We start from the raw sequence: 17,006 nt of genomic DNA, 5'->3' as shown, positions 1-17,006 counted from the left end.
CGTAGCGACGATTTTCTTGCCGGGAGCCCGGGTAGCCAGGGCGGTGGCGATTGAGCCGCCCTGGCACGTTCACGGGTGACGCGACTGACAGAGAAGCACAGAACTTAAAGTGAACGGAACCACCACCGGAGCCGCATGCCCCCCCTCACCCCAACCCTCTCCCTGAATGGAGAGGGGGCCCACCGTGCCAATTTTTTTGTGGGGATCCCTCAGCCCTATGGGAGAAGGCCGGGGTGAGGGCGAAACCACCCCACAATGTTAAACAAAATGTGAACGTTGCCCGCGCCTGAAATCGGGTAAGCTTTATCTATCTGGCTTAGATAAGGTTGACCGATGAAGCACATATTACTGGTGGAAGACGACGGCGATATTGCCGCGCTGCTGCGCCTGAATTTAGAGGACGAGGGCTACCAGATCACCCATGAGGCAGACGGGGCGTGCGCGCTGCGGGCGGTGGACGACCCACGCTGGGATGCGGTAATCCTCGATCTGATGCTGCCCAACGTTGACGGGCTGACCCTTTGTCGGGCGATCCGCGCGCGCGATCACTACCTGCCGGTGATTATCATTAGCGCCCGCAGCAGTGAAACCGAACGCATTCTCGGGCTTGAAACCGGGGCCGATGATTACCTCGCAAAACCCTTCTCGGTGCAGGAGCTGGTGGCGCGCATCCGGGCACTGTTCCGCCGTCAGCAGGCGATGGGCCAGCACACCGCCGGGCTGATTACGGCCCATGGTCTGACCATTGACCCGCTGGCGCGCAGCGTCCAGCTACGCGGCGAAGTCATCGACCTGACGCCGCGCGAATTCGATCTGCTCTACTTTTTTGCCCGTCACCCTGGGGAGGTGTTCTCTCGCCTGGCGCTGCTCGACAAAGTGTGGGGATACCAGCACGAAGGCTACGAACATACCGTTAACACCCACATCAACCGCCTGCGGATCAAGATTGAAGTCGACGCCGCCGAGCCGCAGGTCATCCGTACCGTTTGGGGGAAAGGCTATCTCTTCGCGGAGCGCCCACTATGATCCGCCGTCTCACCCTCAGCCAGCGCCTGACGCTGCTGTTTATTGCCCTGCTGAGCCTGTGCGCCATCGTCGCCTGTGGGGTGCAGCTTTGGGCCAGCAAGCAGTACGGGGATGCGATGGTGCAGCGGCTCTCCGGCGGTCTGGCGCAGCACATTATCCAGCGCGAGCCGCTGCTGGATAAGCAGGGCCAGGTCGAGCGCAGCGCGCTTCAGCCGCTGTTTAACCGCCTGATGACCTTCAATCCCAGCGTCGAGCTGTATATCCTCTCCCCGCAGGGTGAGCTGCTGGCCGATGCCGCACCGCCGGGGCATATCAAACGGCAAAGCGTCTCCATCACCCCGGTTCAGCAAGCGCTGAGCGGTGCCACGATGCCGGTCTACGGCGACGATCCGCGCAGCGATAAGCAGAAAGTGTTCAGCGTTGCCCCCCTGCGCCAGAACGGCGAATTGCGCGGCTATCTGTATATCATTCTGCAGGGGGAAGAGTTGAATGCGCTGGCCGAACAGGCGTGGCAGAAAACACTGTGGCGCACGGTGCTGTGGTCGCTGCTGCTGGTGGCGCTGTTTGGTGCGCTGGCGGGTGGGCTGGTCTGGTACTGGGTTACACGTCCGGTCAGGCTGCTGACCCATGAGGTCAGCGGGCTGGAGCAGGACAGCATCAGCGCCATCAAACAGCTCGCCGCCCGGCCCCTTGAGCCGCAGCCCGCGGGTGAGGTGGCGCTGCTGCGCAATAACTTTATCGAACTGGCGCAAAAGATTGCCAGCCAGTGGGATCAGCTGGCCGACAGCGACCGCCAGCGGCGGGAGTTTATCGCCAATATCTCCCACGACCTGCGCACCCCGCTGACCGCGCTGCTGGGTTATCTGGAAACCCTGTCGCTAAAATCCGCCACCCTCTCCGCAGAGGAGAGCCAGCATTACCTGGCGATTGCCCTGCGCCAGGGGCATAAGGTCCGCCACCTGTCGCAGCGGCTGTTTGAGCTGGCGCGGCTGGAGCACGGCAGCATCAAACCGCAACGCGAGCGTTTTGCCATCGGGGAGCTTATCTCCGACGTGGCGCAAAAGTTTGACCTGGCGGTAGAGACCCGTCAGCTGCGGCTGCATATTGACGTGCCACGCCCGCTGCCGATGATCAACGCCGATCTGTCGATGATCGAACGGGTGGTGACCAATCTGCTGGATAACGCCATTCGTCATACGCCCCCAGGCGGGGAAATTGGTCTGAAGGTGTGGCAGGAGGGTGAACAGCTACAGGTTGAAGTGAACGACAGCGGACCGGGCATTGACGACCATCTGCGCGAGACGCTTTTCCAGCGGCCATCGGCGCTCAGTCCACAGGCGTCACGGGACAACCGGGGCGGACTGGGATTGTTGATTGTGAAGCGGATGCTGGAACTGCACGGAGGAGAGATCAGGCTGATGGAGGTGGCGAGAGGAGCTTGTTTTCGTTTTTATGTACCGCTATGAGAGTGCCAGGTGGCATTAATGCTCACCCGGCCTACAAAATCCCCACCCTGTAGGCCGGGGCAGGCGAAGCGCCACCCGGCAAAAAAACTTACTGTGGGAACCACTTATCGCTGATTTTCTGATACGTGCCGTCAGCTTTAATCGCTTTCAGGGCGCCGTTCAGTTTCTCCAGCAGGGCTTTGTTATCCGGACGTACTGCAATGCCCAGACCGGTACCGAAGTATTGTGAATCGGTCACTTTTTCAGTGGCGGTGCCCAGCTGCGGGTTGGTTTTAAGCCACTCGTTGACCACTGCCGTGTCGCCAAACACTCCATCGATACGGCCATTTTTCAGGTCGATAATTGCGTTCTGGTAGCTGTCGTAAGCGACAGTTTTCACTTCGGTATGCTTATCCTGCAGGTACTTCTGGTGCGTGGTGCCGTTTTCCATGCCGATGCGCTTGCCTTTCAGCTGGTCAAAAGAGGTGTACGCCCCTTTTTTGGCAATCACCACCGCCGAGTTGGCGTAGTACGGCTCGGTGAAGGAGACCTGCTTGCTACGCTCCGGGGTGATATCCATACCCGAGATCACCGCATCATATTTTTTGAATTTCAGCGCCGGGATCAGGCTATCAAACGCATGGTTAGTAAAGGTGCAATCGGCCTGCATCTGGGTACAGAGCGCTTTCGCCAGGTCGATATCAAAGCCAACGATCTGGTTGCTGGCATCCAGCGATTCGAACGGCGGATAAGTAGCCGAAACGCCGAAGCTGATTTTATCTGCGGCGGTGGCACCTGCGGCGAAGGTTGCCAGTAATGCGGCCAGAACTAACTTTTTCATTGTGAAGCTCCCGTCTGTCAATCTTGTCATTATGTGCCCTGTCTGCGGCTGGGAGCTACAATGCCATTTAATGAATTTGTATGCAATAAAAATGATTAAATATTATTGGTGGCATAAAAAAAGGCGGGCTGTCATTAGACTTGCCCGCCTTTAATACCGGATTTTATGCAGTTCTAGTTGCGACGCTCAAACGCCAGCGCTCTGCGCTCAACCACACGCATCAGCAGCGTCAGCAGGCCGTTCACCACCAGGTAAATCAACCCCGCCGCACCGAACACCATCACGTCGTAGGTGCGCCCGTACAACAGCTGCCCGTGACCCATCACCTCCATCAGAGTGATGGTGTAGGCCAGCGAGGTACTCTTGAACACCAGCACCACTTCGTTGGAGTAAGAGGAGAGGGCGCGCTTGAACGCGTACGGCAGCAGGATCGCCAGGGTGTCTTTCTTGCTCATCCCCAGCGCGCCGCAGGACTGCCATTGCCCTTCCGGGATGGCGCGGATTGCACCGTAAAACAGCTGGGTGGTATAGGCGGCACTGTTCAGCGACAGGGCCAACAGCGCACACAGCCACGGCTCAGAGAGCAGGTGCCACAGCACCGGATATTCCTGCAGCGACGGGAACTGACCCGGGCCGTAGTAAATCAGGAAGATCTGCACCAGCAGCGGCGTGCCGGTAAACAGGGTGATATAGCCGCGCACAATCCACACCAGCACCGGCGTTTTCAGCGTCAGCACAATGGTGAAAATCAGCGCCAGCACCAGCGCCACGATAATCGAGGCCACCGTCAGCGTCAGGCTGGTGTGCAGCCCTTTCATCAGTTCGGGTAAATACTCAAGCATCAGCCTGGTCTCCGTTCAAAGCGCGTCGCACGCAGGTCAATACGCTTGAGGATGTACTGACTGAGCAACGTGATCACCAGGTAGATGGCTGCCGCCACGATGTACCAGGTAAACGGCTCCTGGGTACGGGTGGCAATGCTTTTGGTCTGCAACATCAGGTCGTTGACGCTGATTAAGCTCACCAGCGCGGTATCTTTCAGCAGCACCAGCCACTGGTTACCGAGCCCTGGCAGGGCATGCCGCCACATCTGCGGCATCACCAGACGGAAGAAGATTGCCGTTTTCGACAGCCCCAGCGCCTGACCCGACTCCCACTGGCCAATGGGTACCGCTTTCAGCGCCCCGCGCAGCGTTTGCGACGCATAGGCGGAATAGAGCAGGGAGAGGGCGATCACGCCGCAGAGGAACGGGCTGACGTCAAAGTTCTCGATCTGCATCTGAATCGGGATTTGCACCACGCCCAGATTGAGCGTAAAGCCGTCCGACAGCATCAGCAGCAGCTGTGACGAACCGAAATAGATAAACAGCACCACCAGAATTTCCGGCAGGCCGCGAAGAAGGGTCACCAGTGCAGAGCCGGTCCAGGCGACAGGACGCCATTTAGCCGACTCCCAGACCGCAAAGACCATCGCCAGCACCAGGCCGATGATCAGCGCACAAACGGCAAGGCCGACGGTCATCCCGGCGGCGCTTGCTAATGGAAAAAATTCGTTCATCAGGTCTTACTTCTGAAACCATTTTTTGTAGATGGAATCGTAAGTGCCATCTTTTTTCACTTTTTCCAGCGCAGCGTTGAATTTCTGCTGCAGCTCGGTGTTGCCCTGACGGACCGCGATACCCAGGCCGGTGCCGAAGTAGTCTTTATCGGTCACTTTGTCGCCGACGGAAGCCAGCTTGTCGTTAGCTTTCAGCCATTCGGTCACCACGGCGTTGTCGCCAAACACTGCGTCAATACGGCCGTTCTGCAGATCCAGACGGGCGTTCTGATAGCTGTCATAAGGCACGGTGGTGATTTCCGGGTGCTTATCCATAATGAATTTCTGGTGGGTGGTGCCGTTCTGCACGCCCACTTTTTTGCCTTTCAGTGCGTCAATCGAGGCGTATTTGCCTTTCTGACCGATGAACAGGGCTGAGTTCTCATAGTACGGGGTGCTGAACAACACCTGCTTTTCACGCTCAGGCGTGATGTCCATCCCGGCCATAACCGCATCGATACGGCGGAATTTCAGGCTGGGGATCAGGCTGTCGAAAGACTGGTTAGCGAAGGTACAGGTCGCGTCGATCTCTTTGCACAGCGCGTTTGCCAGATCCACATCGAAGCCGACAATCTTGTTGTTGGCGTCGATAGACTCAAACGGAGGGTAAGACGCTTCCGTAGCAAAACGAATGGTCTGAGCGGCTGTTGCAGAAAGGCTGATGCTGGCAAGCAGCGCGGCAATCACTATTTTTTTCATTGTCGTTTTCTCGATTCAATTAGTGAGACAGATAATTTCTGAACGCGTCGGTCTGCGGCTCGGCAAAGCAGCGAGCATCGCCTTGCTCGACGATATAACCGTTTTCCATGTACACCACGCGGCTGGCGGTTTTACGCGCCACTTCCACTTCGTGGGTCACGATCACCTGCGTAATGTTTGTTTCTGCCAGCTCACGAATGATGCTGACGATCTGGGCGGTGATCTCGGGATCCAGCGCGGCGGTGGGTTCGTCAAACAGCAGCACGGCGGGCTCCATCATCAGGGCGCGGGCAATGGCCACACGCTGCTGTTGACCGCCAGAGAGGTGCAGAGGATAGCGATCGCTGTAAGGCTTAAGACGCAGACGCTCCAGCAGCTTCTCGGCACGTGCCAGCGCCTGCTCTTTAGACAGGCCCAGCACGCGGCACGGGGCTTCAATCAGGTTTTGCTGCACAGTAAGGTGTGGCCAGAGATTGTACTGCTGGAATACCATGCCGACGTTCTGACGCAGATCGCGGATCGCTTTCTCAGACGGCGATTTGGCAAAATCAAAGTGATTGCCAGCAATATCCAGCGTGCCGGAGCGGGGCATTTCAAGCAGATTGAGGACGCGAAGCAGCGAGCTTTTGCCTGCACCGCTGGGGCCAAGCAGAACCAGCGTCTCGCCCTCAGGGCAATTTAAGGTGATATCGAACAGCGCCTGGTGTGCGCCGTAGAAGCAGTTAATGCCGTTTAGTTGAATACTCATCGGGGCAGTCTTTACTCATCCAGGCTGTTTATAGCTATTGAGGCCGCAAATAGTACCGTCGGCAGAATAGTTATGCAATATTTCTGCGTTAAAAGTTAAATATAAACCGCGAGCACACCTAAACATAGCACAAAATAGCGAGCGGGAAGGGCGGCGAGAATAAATGTCGGCATTCCTCACGAAATGCCAGACATTTTGCGGGGTTTTATTGGCTTAACGGTTCTCAATGGACTGGCGCAGGGTGCCCGCCGGGGCATGAACGCTGCCGCCGAGGTAGCGCACATCGTCAATTGCCCAGCACTGCCCCTCGCGGATCATCAGCACTTCATCCTGCCAGGTTTCGCTGCCCTGGGTCAGTTTCACCCGCAGGGGAATATTGCGCGCATCGGTATTGGGGATGGTGGAGGCGCTGGCCACTTCGGCGGTTTGAGGCGCAATGGTGCGGCTGGAGAACGGATCGTCTTTCAGCAGGTTTTTATGCTGTGGATCGCGGCTGGCATCGCTCAGCAGTTGCGCCAGACTGTCGCTCAGATACGGGCGCAGTGCGGTCATGTCGTTACTGCGGTGGCTAATGCGGTAGTCGTAGAACTGTTGAGCTACGGCATCCGGACCGCCGACAATGCAGTTGCCGCTGCGGGTTCCAATATCCTTAAAAGCTGGGTTAACCGGGGTGGTGCAGGCGCTGAGCAGCAGCGCGCACGGCACTAAAAGCGTCAAAGCAGGATAGCGCATGTTGATTTCCTTATTAGGCTGCAATAATTAACTAACCTTTAAATCATAGCGTAACGATCCGATAATGGTTTTGTTCTTATACGCTTAGGCACATCACGCACCATTAAGGAGAAGCAGATGCAATTTTCCACCACCCCAACCCTGGAAGGGCAGCCGATCAGCGAGTACTGCGGTGTTGTCACCGGAGAAGCCATCCTCGGTGCCAATATCTTCCGCGACTTTTTTGCCGGTATCCGCGACATCGTCGGCGGTCGCTCCGGGGCCTATGAAAAAGAGCTGCGCAAAGCCCGTGAAATCGCCTTTAAAGAGCTGGGCGAGCAGGCCAAGGCGCTGGGTGCCGACGCGGTGGTCGGCATCGACATCGATTATGAAACTGTCGGCAAAGACGCCAGCATGCTGATGGTCACCGTCAGCGGCACTGCGGTGAAAACGCGCCGATGAAGCGGGCGCTTTCGCTAAGCCTGCTGGCGCTGTTGCTGGCAGGCTGCGCCGCCGAAAAAGGGATTGTCGATAAAGGGGCCTATGAGCTGGACGCCCGTCGCCAGGCGCAGGCGGCCTATCCGCGCATTAAGGTGCTGGTGATCCACTACACCGCCGATGATTTTGACAGCTCGCTGGCCACCCTGACGGATAAAAACGTCAGCTCCCACTATTTGATCCCGGCGATCCCGCCCCAGCACAACGGCAAACCGCGGATCTGGCAGCTGGTGCCGGAGCGCGATCTGGCCTGGCATGCCGGGGTTAGCTTCTGGCGCGGGGCCACGCGCATCAATGACACCTCGATTGGTATTGAGCTGGAAAACCGCGGCTGGCAAAAAAGCGGCGGTCAGAAACGCTTCGTCCCGTTTGAAGCGGCGCAGATTGCCGCCCTGGTCCCACTGGCGAAGGACATCATTCAGCGTTACGACATCAAGCCGCAGAACGTGGTGGCCCATGCGGATATCGCCCCGCAGCGCAAAGACGATCCGGGGCCGCTGTTTCCCTGGCAGGCGCTGGCCCAGCAGGGGATAGGTGCATGGCCAGACCCCGCCCGGGTGACGTTTTATCTGAACGGGCAATCACCGTGGCAACCTGTGGATCCCGGGTTATTGCTGGATCGCTTAGCCCGTTACGGTTATGAGGTGCCTGAGAATATCTCCCCGGCGCAGCAGAAACGCATAATCATGGCGTTCCAGATGCATTTTCGTCCGCAGGTGTGGACCGGTGTTGCTGATGAAGAAACCCTGGCCATTGCCGAAGCCTTACTTGAGAAGTATGGGCAGAGATAAGCCTGTATGTTAACCGGTTCCCCGTCCTGCTTAATTGTGCATAAGATTAATCTTAAGTACATCCTCAATTTATTTTTAGTTAATTGACTTAATTTTACACAGATTTACTATGCATCCCTGGCCCGCTAAGAAATTCAGTTAATAAAACGGGAGTGACGCTCAGTAAATATATCCTGAAACTAAATTTAACCTGGTCAATTGACTATTTTTGACAGGAGGGTCGCACGGCTCTCTTTCTAATAAGGAACATTAACAGGCATACTTATGTTAAGCATATATGGTAAAAAATGCCGCCCGCAACAGGCGATGGAAGCGATTGTTGCTGCAACCGCAGAGTGTCCAGAAAAAACGTTAAAGAAATGGCAAAAAATTATTACTGCCGATCCTGACTATATTCACATTGTGGTAAGCGGTGAGGTGGAAATCCGCCGTAAATCCGATGAATTAAGCATGTTTGTTATGCGTAATTCGGGCTTTTTGGGGGTTTCCGCCGTTTACAGCAATGCAAGCCACATATACGGTCTGGCCCGCACCGCCACAGTGATCCGTTCCATCAAAAAAACGGATTTTGAACGACTGATCGGCGAGCATAATCTCTGGGCGGAATTCAGCAAGATCCTGGCCTGGTATATCAGTGTTCTCAGTAAGCGTGATGATGTTTTAGTCGCCCGCAGTGCCTATTCTGTGGTGCGCGAATTCCTGCTGGAGATTAACGAACTGATCGTTCAGCATAAACGTGATGTTAATGTTTATGACTATATTCAGGAGTACACTAATCTGGCGCGCAGTACCATTATTAAAATCCTTTCTGACCTGAAAAAAGGTCAATATATTGTTGTCGAAAAGGGCAAGTTGATTTCAATTAACTCCCTCCCGGAACGCTACTGAAATTCTCGTCTTTCGTCCCCTTCGGATCTCCCCGAAGGGGATTTTCTTACCTCATGTCCGTTATCTGACGTCTCAGCTTTCGGCTCGGGTGGAATTTTCCCTTGCGAATACTCTAATTGCTGTTCTTTTACCGCCTGCATAAAGCGTTCCTGCAATGTTGGGGTGTGCAATTTTTCGTGCGTGGCGGGCAGAGCCTGCTCCTGAATCTCGCCGTCCGGGGGCTGTTGCCAGTCGGGGGTATTATCCATCACCGGGCCCTCTTCGGGGGCGGGCAACGGTATTGCCGGCAACGGCGTCGGTGTTGGCTGCGGGAAGGGTTTTGACACATACACATAGTGCATATCCGACAGCTGGGTGTCAGGGTTGACGACCTTAACCGGTTTTTCGGCGGGCGCAGGATAGCGCAAATCCCGCAGCAGATGGGCATAAATGCCTACCGCAAGCATGACGCACAGGCACATCAGGCTGGCCAGCACCTTTCTTATTGAGGGTAGGCGGTACGAAAAAAATACCGCCTCACCGGTGGTATAGCTGCGCTGGGCAGCCAGACAGATTGTGGACATCAGTGCGTTTCTCCCTGCGTCAAGGGTGTCACAATAGTGGGGGTGATGTTATTCACGCGCATCAACTGCATCAGGGTCTCTTCCCCTGGCAGGCCATCGACGTGTAAGCGATTTTTTTGCTGGAATTCACGGGTGCGGTCCGCCAGCGTCTGGGTCCAACGATGGGCGTGGGTTTCCGGTTCATTCAGTGCCAGGCTCAGCTGGGTGTCGATCCAGTCCAGATCCTGTTTATCGCTGGCCGCACCGATGGCCTCTCTACCGGACGGCGTCAGGCGGTGCAGCAGGGTATAATTTCCGGTGGCGTGCCGGGTAAACCAGCTCCGGCTCACCTGCCAGGTACGATTATTCATCAGCAGATCGAGGGAGTCATTCCCGACCCGCGCCACCACCGCGTAGTTCAGGTGCTCCCCGGTTTTCAGCTCGCTGACCCACGGATACTCCTCCTGCTCCAGCGTCGACAGCGGAGCATTACCCTGCTTACACTGCAGATTCACCCGCCCGGCATTCTGGCATAGCGCCTCCCCGGTGGAGGCGTCATATCCCCACATGATGTAAAGCTGATGCATGGCATCCGGCTGGTTCACGACTTCGCGATCGAAAACCGGCTGGACCGGCGCCTGCTGATGTTTCATCTGCGGGATCCAGCGGGCAGGTACTGGCGGTTTGAACGGCAGCGCGGCCGTTATGGCCGTAGAAAAATGCCAGCCGCAGGCAGCAAATATCATGCAGGCAAACAGCCCTACTGTCGCCAGACGTCTGTTGCTTCGCTTGATCGGCAGGACTTCGCCCGCCGCCAGACGCAGATGGCGTGTCCCCACCAGTCCGGCGCGTTCAGTCCATGCGGCCAGTAGTGCCAGGTGCGCCAGCGCATTTAGCTGGCTGACGCACCCTTTGGTCAGGGTCTGCATTCGCCGAATGCGGGCCGGGGTGAACGGTGAGGTTTCTGCGCCGTGATGAGCGGTTTGCGCCTGAACATAATCCAGGCACTCGCGACCAGTGAGGGCTCGCAAGCTATGGCGCGTATGCACCCGGGCACCGAGACCGGAATGGGCTAGCAAACGTGCCTCCTGATCTACAGTCCCGGTCAGCAGAAGAGTGAGTGGCAGGCCGCGCTCCTGAGCGCGGGTCAGCAACATGCCCAGAACGTCCCAGCATTTGTCCTGCATCGCCTGAATCGCAGAAATACTCAGCACCAGGCCGTGGGTACGGCAGGAGGAATACGCCTCATGCCATTGGCGCAGCACTGCATCAATGGCATGAAGTCTGTTTTTGGCATCGGTGTTGTCCGGTTTGAGTTTATACAGCAGGGCGCTGGCGCTCAGTTTGGGAAACGCATTAATTGCTACCCCGGTCGTCTGCGCCAGCAGTTCGCTGCTGAACTGGCTGAGCAGGGGTTCGTCGTCGGAAAACAGCCCGATAATCCCCGGCGTGCGTGATTTCTCCCGCAGCATGCCTGACACATCCTGATGGTAAGGCACAAAGAACTCACCCGCTGAACGGGTCACCTTCATAAAAGGCTGGCCTGCGAGTTTAAAATGTTTCAGATACATAACGACACACCCCGGGATGACAAAAACAGATATTCACCGCCGAAAGTAAGGGATGCCGCCGTGATGTTCAATTTGCAAACAGGAGAAAAATAACCTGAATAACACCTAACATCTGCATTATTGCGGGTCAATATTTTTCCGCACTAAATTTGCTGGCAATCCCGGTGGAGCACGCCATGTCAGGTCATTAGTATTAGGTCATTCTTAAACAGCCCAACTGTCAGTTTCTGCATTTAAAAGGTTCGTTAAATAATGAGGATGCAGCGTCTTTATAGCCTGATAACACCCTGCGTGATGTTTATTTTGCTGATATCCAGCGGGCATCAGGGATATGTTGTTTTAAAACAGTATAAAAAGGTCAGCGATAAATTGTCTGAGGCTGACCCTGTGTCGGATAGTCATCGGGAAGAGGTGCAAGGTTTTGCCCTTTTCCAGCCTGCAGTGAGCCAGCCCGCTGCGCAGCGGACGGTGCAAGCGCCGATCAACGCCGAGGTGGAGGGCATTATCCGTAGCGACGAGGCCTGGATGTCGTTTGCGGTGATAAAAACGCCTTCCGGGCAGCAGAGCTATCGCGAAGGCGAGAGCCTGACGGGCTACCCCGATACCTGGGTGGAAGAGATCAACCGCGACAATGTCGTGATTAACTATCAGGGCAGCCCGCAAACGCTGGCGATTAAACGCCCCGACTATTTTAAAGGTGATATTAACAGTGCCCCCATGCCTGCCCCGCAGGTGGAACCGGGTTTAAATAATTTACACCTTAACGACTATTTAGTGCTGAAACCCCGGTTCGACAACGGTCATCTCGAGGGATATCAAATTAAGCCAAGGAACGCGTCGGCTTTTTTTAGCCACAGCGGACTGAAAAAAGGCGACGTGGTTGTGAAAGTGAATACCGTCGATATGACGAAAGAAGAACAGGCGAAAATTATTATCGCCAGCTGGTCGAAAATGAGAGAGGCGGAGGTTGTAGTTAAACGTCACGCTCACCTTGAAAATATTCGGGTTAATGTTTTAAACAATTAACAAGTGTAAAACCATGAAGAAAATTCCCTGGGCGTGTCTGGCGTTCACTGCTGCCTCGCTGTTTTCCAGTTCGCTGCTGGCCGCTAATTTTAGCGCCAGCTTTAAGAATACCGATATTCGCGAATTTATCGATACGGTAAGCCGCAACCTGAATAAAACGATTCTGGTGGACCCGTCCGTTCAGGGCACCGTTTCTGTCAGGACCTACAACGTGCTCACCGAGGATGAATATTATCAGTTCTTCCTCAGCGTGCTGGATGTCTATGGCCTGACGGTTATCCCAATGGATAACGGCATGGTGAAGGTGGTGCGCTCCAGCGTGGCACGTACCGCCGGCGTGCCGCTGGCCGACAGCAAAAATCCGGGTAAGGGTGATGAGATAATCACCCGCGTGGTGCGCATGGAGAACGTGCCGGTACGCGAGCTGGCCCCACTGTTGCGCCAGTTGAACGACGCCTCCGGCATCGGCAATGTGGTGCATTTTGAACCCTCCAACGTGCTGTTGCTCACCGGACGCGCCTCGGTGGTGAACCGGCTTGTGGATCTGGTGGAGCGGGTAGATCGCTCCGGCGTTCAGCGCCGTGAAATTGTGCCGCTACGCTACGCTTCGGCGAAACCCCTCGGCGAGATGTTGAATAATCTCAGCAATGAAGAGCAGAAGGGGCAGAACGCGCCACAGCTGGCGACCAAAGTGGTTGCCGATGATGAAACCAATAGCCTGGTGATCAGCGGTCCGGAAGACGCCCGGGCGCGCACCCGGTTGCTGATTAATCAGCTCGATCGCGAACAAAATAACGAGGGCAATACCCGCGTCTTCTACCTGAAGTATGCGAATGCCAGCAAAGTCGTGCCGGTCCTGACCGGCATCGGCGAACAGCTGAAAGACAAAGCGCCAGCGGCAAAAAGCAAAACGGCCTCCGCCAGCAGCGACCTGAATATCACCGCGGATGAGGCCACCAACTCACTGGTGATCACTGCCCAGCCTAACGTCATGAACTCGCTGGAAAAAGTGATCGACAAGCTCGATATCCGTCGTCCGCAGGTTCTGGTGGAGGCGATCATTGCCGAAGTGCAGGACGGCAACGGCCTCGACCTTGGCGTGCAGTGGACCAGCAAACATGGCGGCGTACAGTTTGGCGCCACCGGCATGCCGATTAGTCAGGTTAAGAACGGCATCATTAAAGGGTCCAACTTTACCGGCATGGCGACCGGCTTCTTTAACGGTGATTTTGGCGCGCTGATGACCGCCCTTGCCACCGATGGTAAAAACGACATTCTCTCGACCCCGAGCGTGGTGACGCTGGATAACAAAGAGGCGTCGTTCAATGTCGGTCAGGACGTGCCGGTGCTGTCCGGTTCCCAGACCACCAGCGGCGATAACGTCTTTAACTCGGTGGAGCGTAAAACCGTCGGTACCAAGCTGAAAATTGTTCCGCAGATCAACGACGGGGACATCATTCATATGAAGATTGAGCAGGAAGTCTCCAGCGTGGATGCCAGCGCGACGGAAGATGCCAGCCTCGGCCCGACCTTCAACACCCGTACCATCAATAACGAAGTGATGGTCCACAGTGGGCAGACGGTGGTGCTTGGCGGGTTAATGGAGAACGTGACTAAGCAGAACGTCTCGAAAGTGCCGCTGCTGGGGGATCTCCCGCTGGTGGGGCAGCTGTTCCGCTACACCTCTCAGGATACCTCGAAACGAAATCTGATGGTCTTTATCCATACCACCGTCCTGCGTGACGACGACACCTACAGCGCGTCATCGAAGGAAAAATATGACCAGATCCGCGCCCGTCAGCAGCAGCGTATGGAAGAGAGAAAGCTGGGCATTATTTCCAACACTGACACAGCGGTGCTGCCGGCCTACCCGCATCAGAGCACCGGCAACACTGCGGCCGCCCGCAATCCTTTTAAAGAGTAAGGGGGTGGAGGATGGATGAGCTAAGCAACGTTTTATGCACCAGCAGCTACGCAAAGGATAACGGCGTCCTGATTTATCAGGAGCAGGTCTTTATCCGCGATAACACCCCGGCGTTCGCCCTGCTGGAGATGCGCCGGGTGCTGGGGCGATCCTTTACCCCGACGGTTCTGACGGCAGAAGCCTTTGACGAGATGCTGACCAAAGTCTGGCAGCAGAACAGCGGCGTGTCTCAGCAGCTGGTGGATGACATGGATGCCGACATTGACCTGCTGGCGTTGACCGAGGAGATCCCCGACAACGAGGATCTGCTGGATAACGATGAAAACTCGCCGGTGATCCGTCTCATCAACGCCATTCTTGGCGAGGCGGTGAAAGAGGGCGCGTCGGATATACATATTGAAACCTTCGAGCGCACCCTGAGCATCCGCTTTCGCGTCGACGGCGTGCTACGCCCGGTGCTGCAGCCAGCGCGCAAGCTGGCGCCGCTGCTGGTGTCGAGGATCAAAGTGATGTCGAAGCTTGATATCGCCGAAAAACGCCTGCCCCAGGATGGGCGTATCTCGCTGCGTATCGGGCGCAAAGCCATCGACGTGCGTGTCTCCACCATTCCCTCCCAGTACGGCGAGCGGGTGGTCATGCGTCTGCTGGACAAAAGTAACCTGCAGCCGGACATCAACAAGCTGGGGCTGATTGACGACGAGCTGGCTCAGCTTAAAGAGCTGATTGCCCGCCCGCATGGCATTATCCTGGTCACCGGCCCGACCGGATCCGGGAAAAGTACCACCCTGTACGCCATTCTGTCGGCGCTGAATGGCCACGAGCGCAATATTCTCACCGTTGAAGATCCCATCGAGTATGAGCTGGAAGGCGTTGGGCAAACCCAGGTTAACCCCCGGGTTGACATGACCTTTGCCCGCGGCCTGCGCGCCATCCTGCGTCAGGACCCGGACGTGGTAATGATCGGCGAAATCCGTGACGGCGAAACCGCGCAGATTGCGGTACAGGCGTCGCTGACCGGTCACCTGGTGATGTCGACCTTGCACACCAACAGTGCGGCTGGGGCCATCACCCGCCTGCGGGATATGGGGCTGGAATCCTTTTTAATCGGTTCATCCCTGTTGGGGGTTATTGCTCAGCGTCTGGTGCGTCGACTCTGTACTCATTGCCGTACCACCCGTCCGCTGGATGACAATGAACGGCAGCTTTTCAGCTTTATGACGACGCCGCCGAAGGCGATTTATCGTGCCGTGGGCTGTGAGAAATGCCGCCAGGGCGGCTATCAGGGGCGTGCCGGAATACATGAATTTCTGGTGGTGGATAGCGGGATGCGTCGTGCTATCCATGAAGACAAAGATGAAATGTCTATCGAAACGCAGCTGTTTAAGCAGGCCTATAGCCTGCGGGAAAACGGCCTGATGAAAGTGATCTCCGGCATCACCTCTCTGGAAGAGGTGATGCGCGTCACCGCCGAACGCGGAGGGGAGGAATAATGGCGTGGTATGCGTGGACGGCGACCAACGCGGCGGGCAAAACCCAGCGCGGCAAGATGCAGGCCGAAGGGCCAAAGCAGGTTCGTCAGGCGCTGCGCGAGCAAAAGCTGATGCCGGTAAGCATTGCGGTTACCCGCGAGAGCAGCGCCGCCGGGAGCGCCCAGAAAGGGATAAAACTCTCCACGCCAGTGCTGTCGATGTTTACCCGTCAGCTGTCGACGCTGATCAATGCCGCGCTGCCGTTGGAAAGTGCCCTGAAGGCGATTGCCAGACAGTCCGAAGATAAAAAGCTGGCGGCGATGGTGACGGAAATCCGCGAAAAGGTAGTGGAAGGACACACGCTGTTTGACGCCTTCAGCCAGTTTCCGCGCACCTTCGACAAGCTCTACTGCACGCTGGTGATGGCCGGGGAAAAAACCGGTTATCTGGGGGACGTGCTGGAAAAACTGGCGGAGTACAACGAGCAGCGCCAGAAGATGAAAAGCAAGCTCACTCAGGCGATGGTCTACCCCATTACCCTGACGGTGGTGGCGGTGGCGGTGATCGGCATTCTGCTGGTGGCGGTGGTGCCGCAGGTTATCGAACAGTTCACCCATATGAAACAGCAGCTGCCGATCACCACCCGCACGCTGATTGCGGTAAGTGATTTTCTGCAGGCGTACGGCCTGTTTCTCTGCGGCGGACTGGCGGCAGGTTTTATCGGCTTTAAAAGTTGGTTGAAGAAAACTACCCACCGCTTTATCTGGAACCGCTGGTTGGTTAACGCCTCGCCGATCAAAAAGCTGGTGTGCGCCATCAACAGCGCGCGCTACATCCGCACCCTGAGCATTTTGCAGGCCAGTAGCGTACCGCTGCTGGAAGGCATGTATATCGCCATGGACGGTATCGAAAATCTTTATGCTCGCCAGGTGCTCGATCAGGCGGCCGATACCGTACGCCAGGGTTCATCGCTGTATGCCGCCCTGGAGCAGGCGAAATTATTCCCGCCTACCATGCTGTATATGATTGCCTCCGGCGAAGAGAGCGGTGAATTGGGTAATTTAATGGACCGGGCGGCAGAAAATCAGGAATCGGCATTACAACATCGAATTACCTTAACGCTGTCGGTATTTGAGCCAGCGCTGGTGGTCTCTATGGCGACCATTGTTCTGTTTATTGTGATGTCAATATTACAACCGCTTCTGCAACTTAATAACATGGTAGGTTAAT

The 17,006-nt window shown here is 56.1% G+C and carries 17 protein-coding genes; 9 read left to right on the top strand and 8 right to left on the bottom strand.

The window, feature by feature from the left end; all coding sequences use genetic code 11:
* The first annotated feature begins 333 nt into the window (after positions 1-333).
* Positions 334-1,026 carry a response regulator transcription factor gene (locus ACRDD5_RS16285; RefSeq protein ID WP_271282123.1) on the top strand — a complete coding sequence of 231 codons (693 nt, stop codon included), beginning with the start codon at positions 334-336 and terminating at the stop codon, positions 1,024-1,026.
* The gene (locus tag ACRDD5_RS16280; protein WP_438677356.1) at positions 1,023-2,492 is read left to right on the top strand and encodes a sensor histidine kinase; all 1,470 of its coding nucleotides are present in this window, start codon (positions 1,023-1,025) and stop codon (positions 2,490-2,492) included. The genes ACRDD5_RS16285 and ACRDD5_RS16280 overlap by 4 nt, the downstream gene beginning before the upstream one ends.
* 88 nt (positions 2,493-2,580) lie before the next feature.
* Here ACRDD5_RS16280 and artJ read toward each other — a convergent pair whose 3' ends face one another.
* From artJ to ACRDD5_RS16250, 6 genes are all read right to left on the bottom strand, one after another.
* On the bottom strand, positions 2,581-3,312 hold the full coding sequence (gene artJ / locus ACRDD5_RS16275) for an arginine ABC transporter substrate-binding protein ArtJ (protein ID WP_438677355.1): 732 nt from the start codon (positions 3,310-3,312) through the stop codon (positions 2,581-2,583).
* A 173-nt stretch (positions 3,313-3,485) separates the two neighbouring features.
* Complete coding sequence (gene artM / locus ACRDD5_RS16270) at positions 3,486-4,154, bottom strand: arginine ABC transporter permease ArtM (protein ID WP_271282121.1); 669 nt, start codon at positions 4,152-4,154, stop codon at positions 3,486-3,488.
* Positions 4,154-4,870 carry an arginine ABC transporter permease ArtQ gene (gene artQ / locus ACRDD5_RS16265; protein ID WP_271269364.1) on the bottom strand — a complete coding sequence of 239 codons (717 nt, stop codon included), beginning with the start codon at positions 4,868-4,870 and terminating at the stop codon, positions 4,154-4,156. The genes artM and artQ overlap by 1 nt, the downstream gene beginning before the upstream one ends.
* Before the next feature lie 6 nt (positions 4,871-4,876).
* Complete coding sequence (artI, locus tag ACRDD5_RS16260) at positions 4,877-5,608, bottom strand: arginine ABC transporter substrate-binding protein ArtI (protein WP_271282120.1); 732 nt, start codon at positions 5,606-5,608, stop codon at positions 4,877-4,879.
* Positions 5,609-5,627: 19 nt separating this feature from the next.
* The gene (gene artP / locus ACRDD5_RS16255; protein WP_271282119.1) at positions 5,628-6,356 is read right to left on the bottom strand and encodes an arginine ABC transporter ATP-binding protein ArtP; all 729 of its coding nucleotides are present in this window, start codon (positions 6,354-6,356) and stop codon (positions 5,628-5,630) included.
* Between the two features lie 213 nt (positions 6,357-6,569).
* Positions 6,570-7,088 carry a lipoprotein gene (locus ACRDD5_RS16250; protein WP_438677354.1) on the bottom strand — a complete coding sequence of 173 codons (519 nt, stop codon included), beginning with the start codon at positions 7,086-7,088 and terminating at the stop codon, positions 6,570-6,572.
* A gap of 117 nt (positions 7,089-7,205) precedes the next feature.
* Here ACRDD5_RS16250 and ACRDD5_RS16245 point away from each other — a divergent pair, with 117 nt between their 5' ends.
* The 3 genes from ACRDD5_RS16245 to ACRDD5_RS16235 all read left to right on the top strand — a co-directional run bounded on the left by ACRDD5_RS16245 (position 7,206) and on the right by ACRDD5_RS16235 (position 9,244).
* Positions 7,206-7,529 carry a heavy metal-binding domain-containing protein gene (locus ACRDD5_RS16245; protein ID WP_271282117.1) on the top strand — a complete coding sequence of 108 codons (324 nt, stop codon included), beginning with the start codon at positions 7,206-7,208 and terminating at the stop codon, positions 7,527-7,529.
* The gene (locus ACRDD5_RS16240; protein WP_438677353.1) at positions 7,526-8,356 is read left to right on the top strand and encodes an N-acetylmuramoyl-L-alanine amidase; all 831 of its coding nucleotides are present in this window, start codon (positions 7,526-7,528) and stop codon (positions 8,354-8,356) included. Before ACRDD5_RS16245 ends, ACRDD5_RS16240 begins: the two co-directional genes overlap by 4 nt.
* Before the next feature lie 264 nt (positions 8,357-8,620).
* Complete coding sequence (locus ACRDD5_RS16235; RefSeq protein WP_438677352.1) at positions 8,621-9,244, top strand: helix-turn-helix domain-containing protein; 624 nt, start codon at positions 8,621-8,623, stop codon at positions 9,242-9,244.
* Here ACRDD5_RS16235 and ACRDD5_RS16230 read toward each other — a convergent pair.
* Positions 9,238-9,807: a hypothetical protein gene (locus tag ACRDD5_RS16230; RefSeq protein WP_438677351.1), complete on the bottom strand. Its 570-nt coding sequence runs from the start codon at positions 9,805-9,807 to the stop codon at positions 9,238-9,240. The two genes, ACRDD5_RS16235 and ACRDD5_RS16230, sit on opposite strands and share 7 nt — an antisense overlap.
* The gene (locus ACRDD5_RS16225) at positions 9,807-11,357 is read right to left on the bottom strand and encodes a peptidoglycan-binding domain-containing protein (protein ID WP_438677350.1); all 1,551 of its coding nucleotides are present in this window, start codon (positions 11,355-11,357) and stop codon (positions 9,807-9,809) included. Before ACRDD5_RS16225 ends, ACRDD5_RS16230 begins: the two co-directional genes overlap by 1 nt.
* Before the next feature lie 294 nt (positions 11,358-11,651).
* Between ACRDD5_RS16225 and gspC the strand changes: the two genes are divergently transcribed.
* Genes gspC through gspF form a run of 4 tightly spaced genes read left to right on the top strand, consistent with a single transcriptional unit; the run spans position 11,652 to position 17,005 of the window.
* Positions 11,652-12,383 (top strand): type II secretion system protein GspC, encoded by a 732-nt coding sequence (gene gspC, locus ACRDD5_RS16220; RefSeq protein ID WP_438677357.1) that lies wholly within the window; start codon positions 11,652-11,654, stop codon positions 12,381-12,383.
* Between the two features lie 13 nt (positions 12,384-12,396).
* Positions 12,397-14,307 (top strand): type II secretion system secretin GspD, encoded by a 1,911-nt coding sequence (gene gspD / locus ACRDD5_RS16215; protein WP_271282112.1) that lies wholly within the window; start codon positions 12,397-12,399, stop codon positions 14,305-14,307.
* Between the two features lie 11 nt (positions 14,308-14,318).
* Positions 14,319-15,797, top strand: coding sequence for a type II secretion system ATPase GspE (gene gspE, locus ACRDD5_RS16210; RefSeq protein WP_271282111.1), 1,479 nt, complete (start codon positions 14,319-14,321; stop codon positions 15,795-15,797).
* Positions 15,797-17,005: a type II secretion system inner membrane protein GspF gene (gene gspF, locus ACRDD5_RS16205; protein ID WP_438677349.1), complete on the top strand. Its 1,209-nt coding sequence runs from the start codon at positions 15,797-15,799 to the stop codon at positions 17,003-17,005. Before gspE ends, gspF begins: the two co-directional genes overlap by 1 nt.
* Position 17,006 lies beyond the last annotated feature (1 nt).

It is taken from the genome of Silvania sp. (genome assembly GCF_051656365.1).
Lineage (GTDB): Bacteria > Pseudomonadota > Gammaproteobacteria > Enterobacterales > Enterobacteriaceae > Enterobacter > Enterobacter hatchlandensis.
This window is presented reverse-complemented; position numbering and strand designations above follow the sequence as displayed.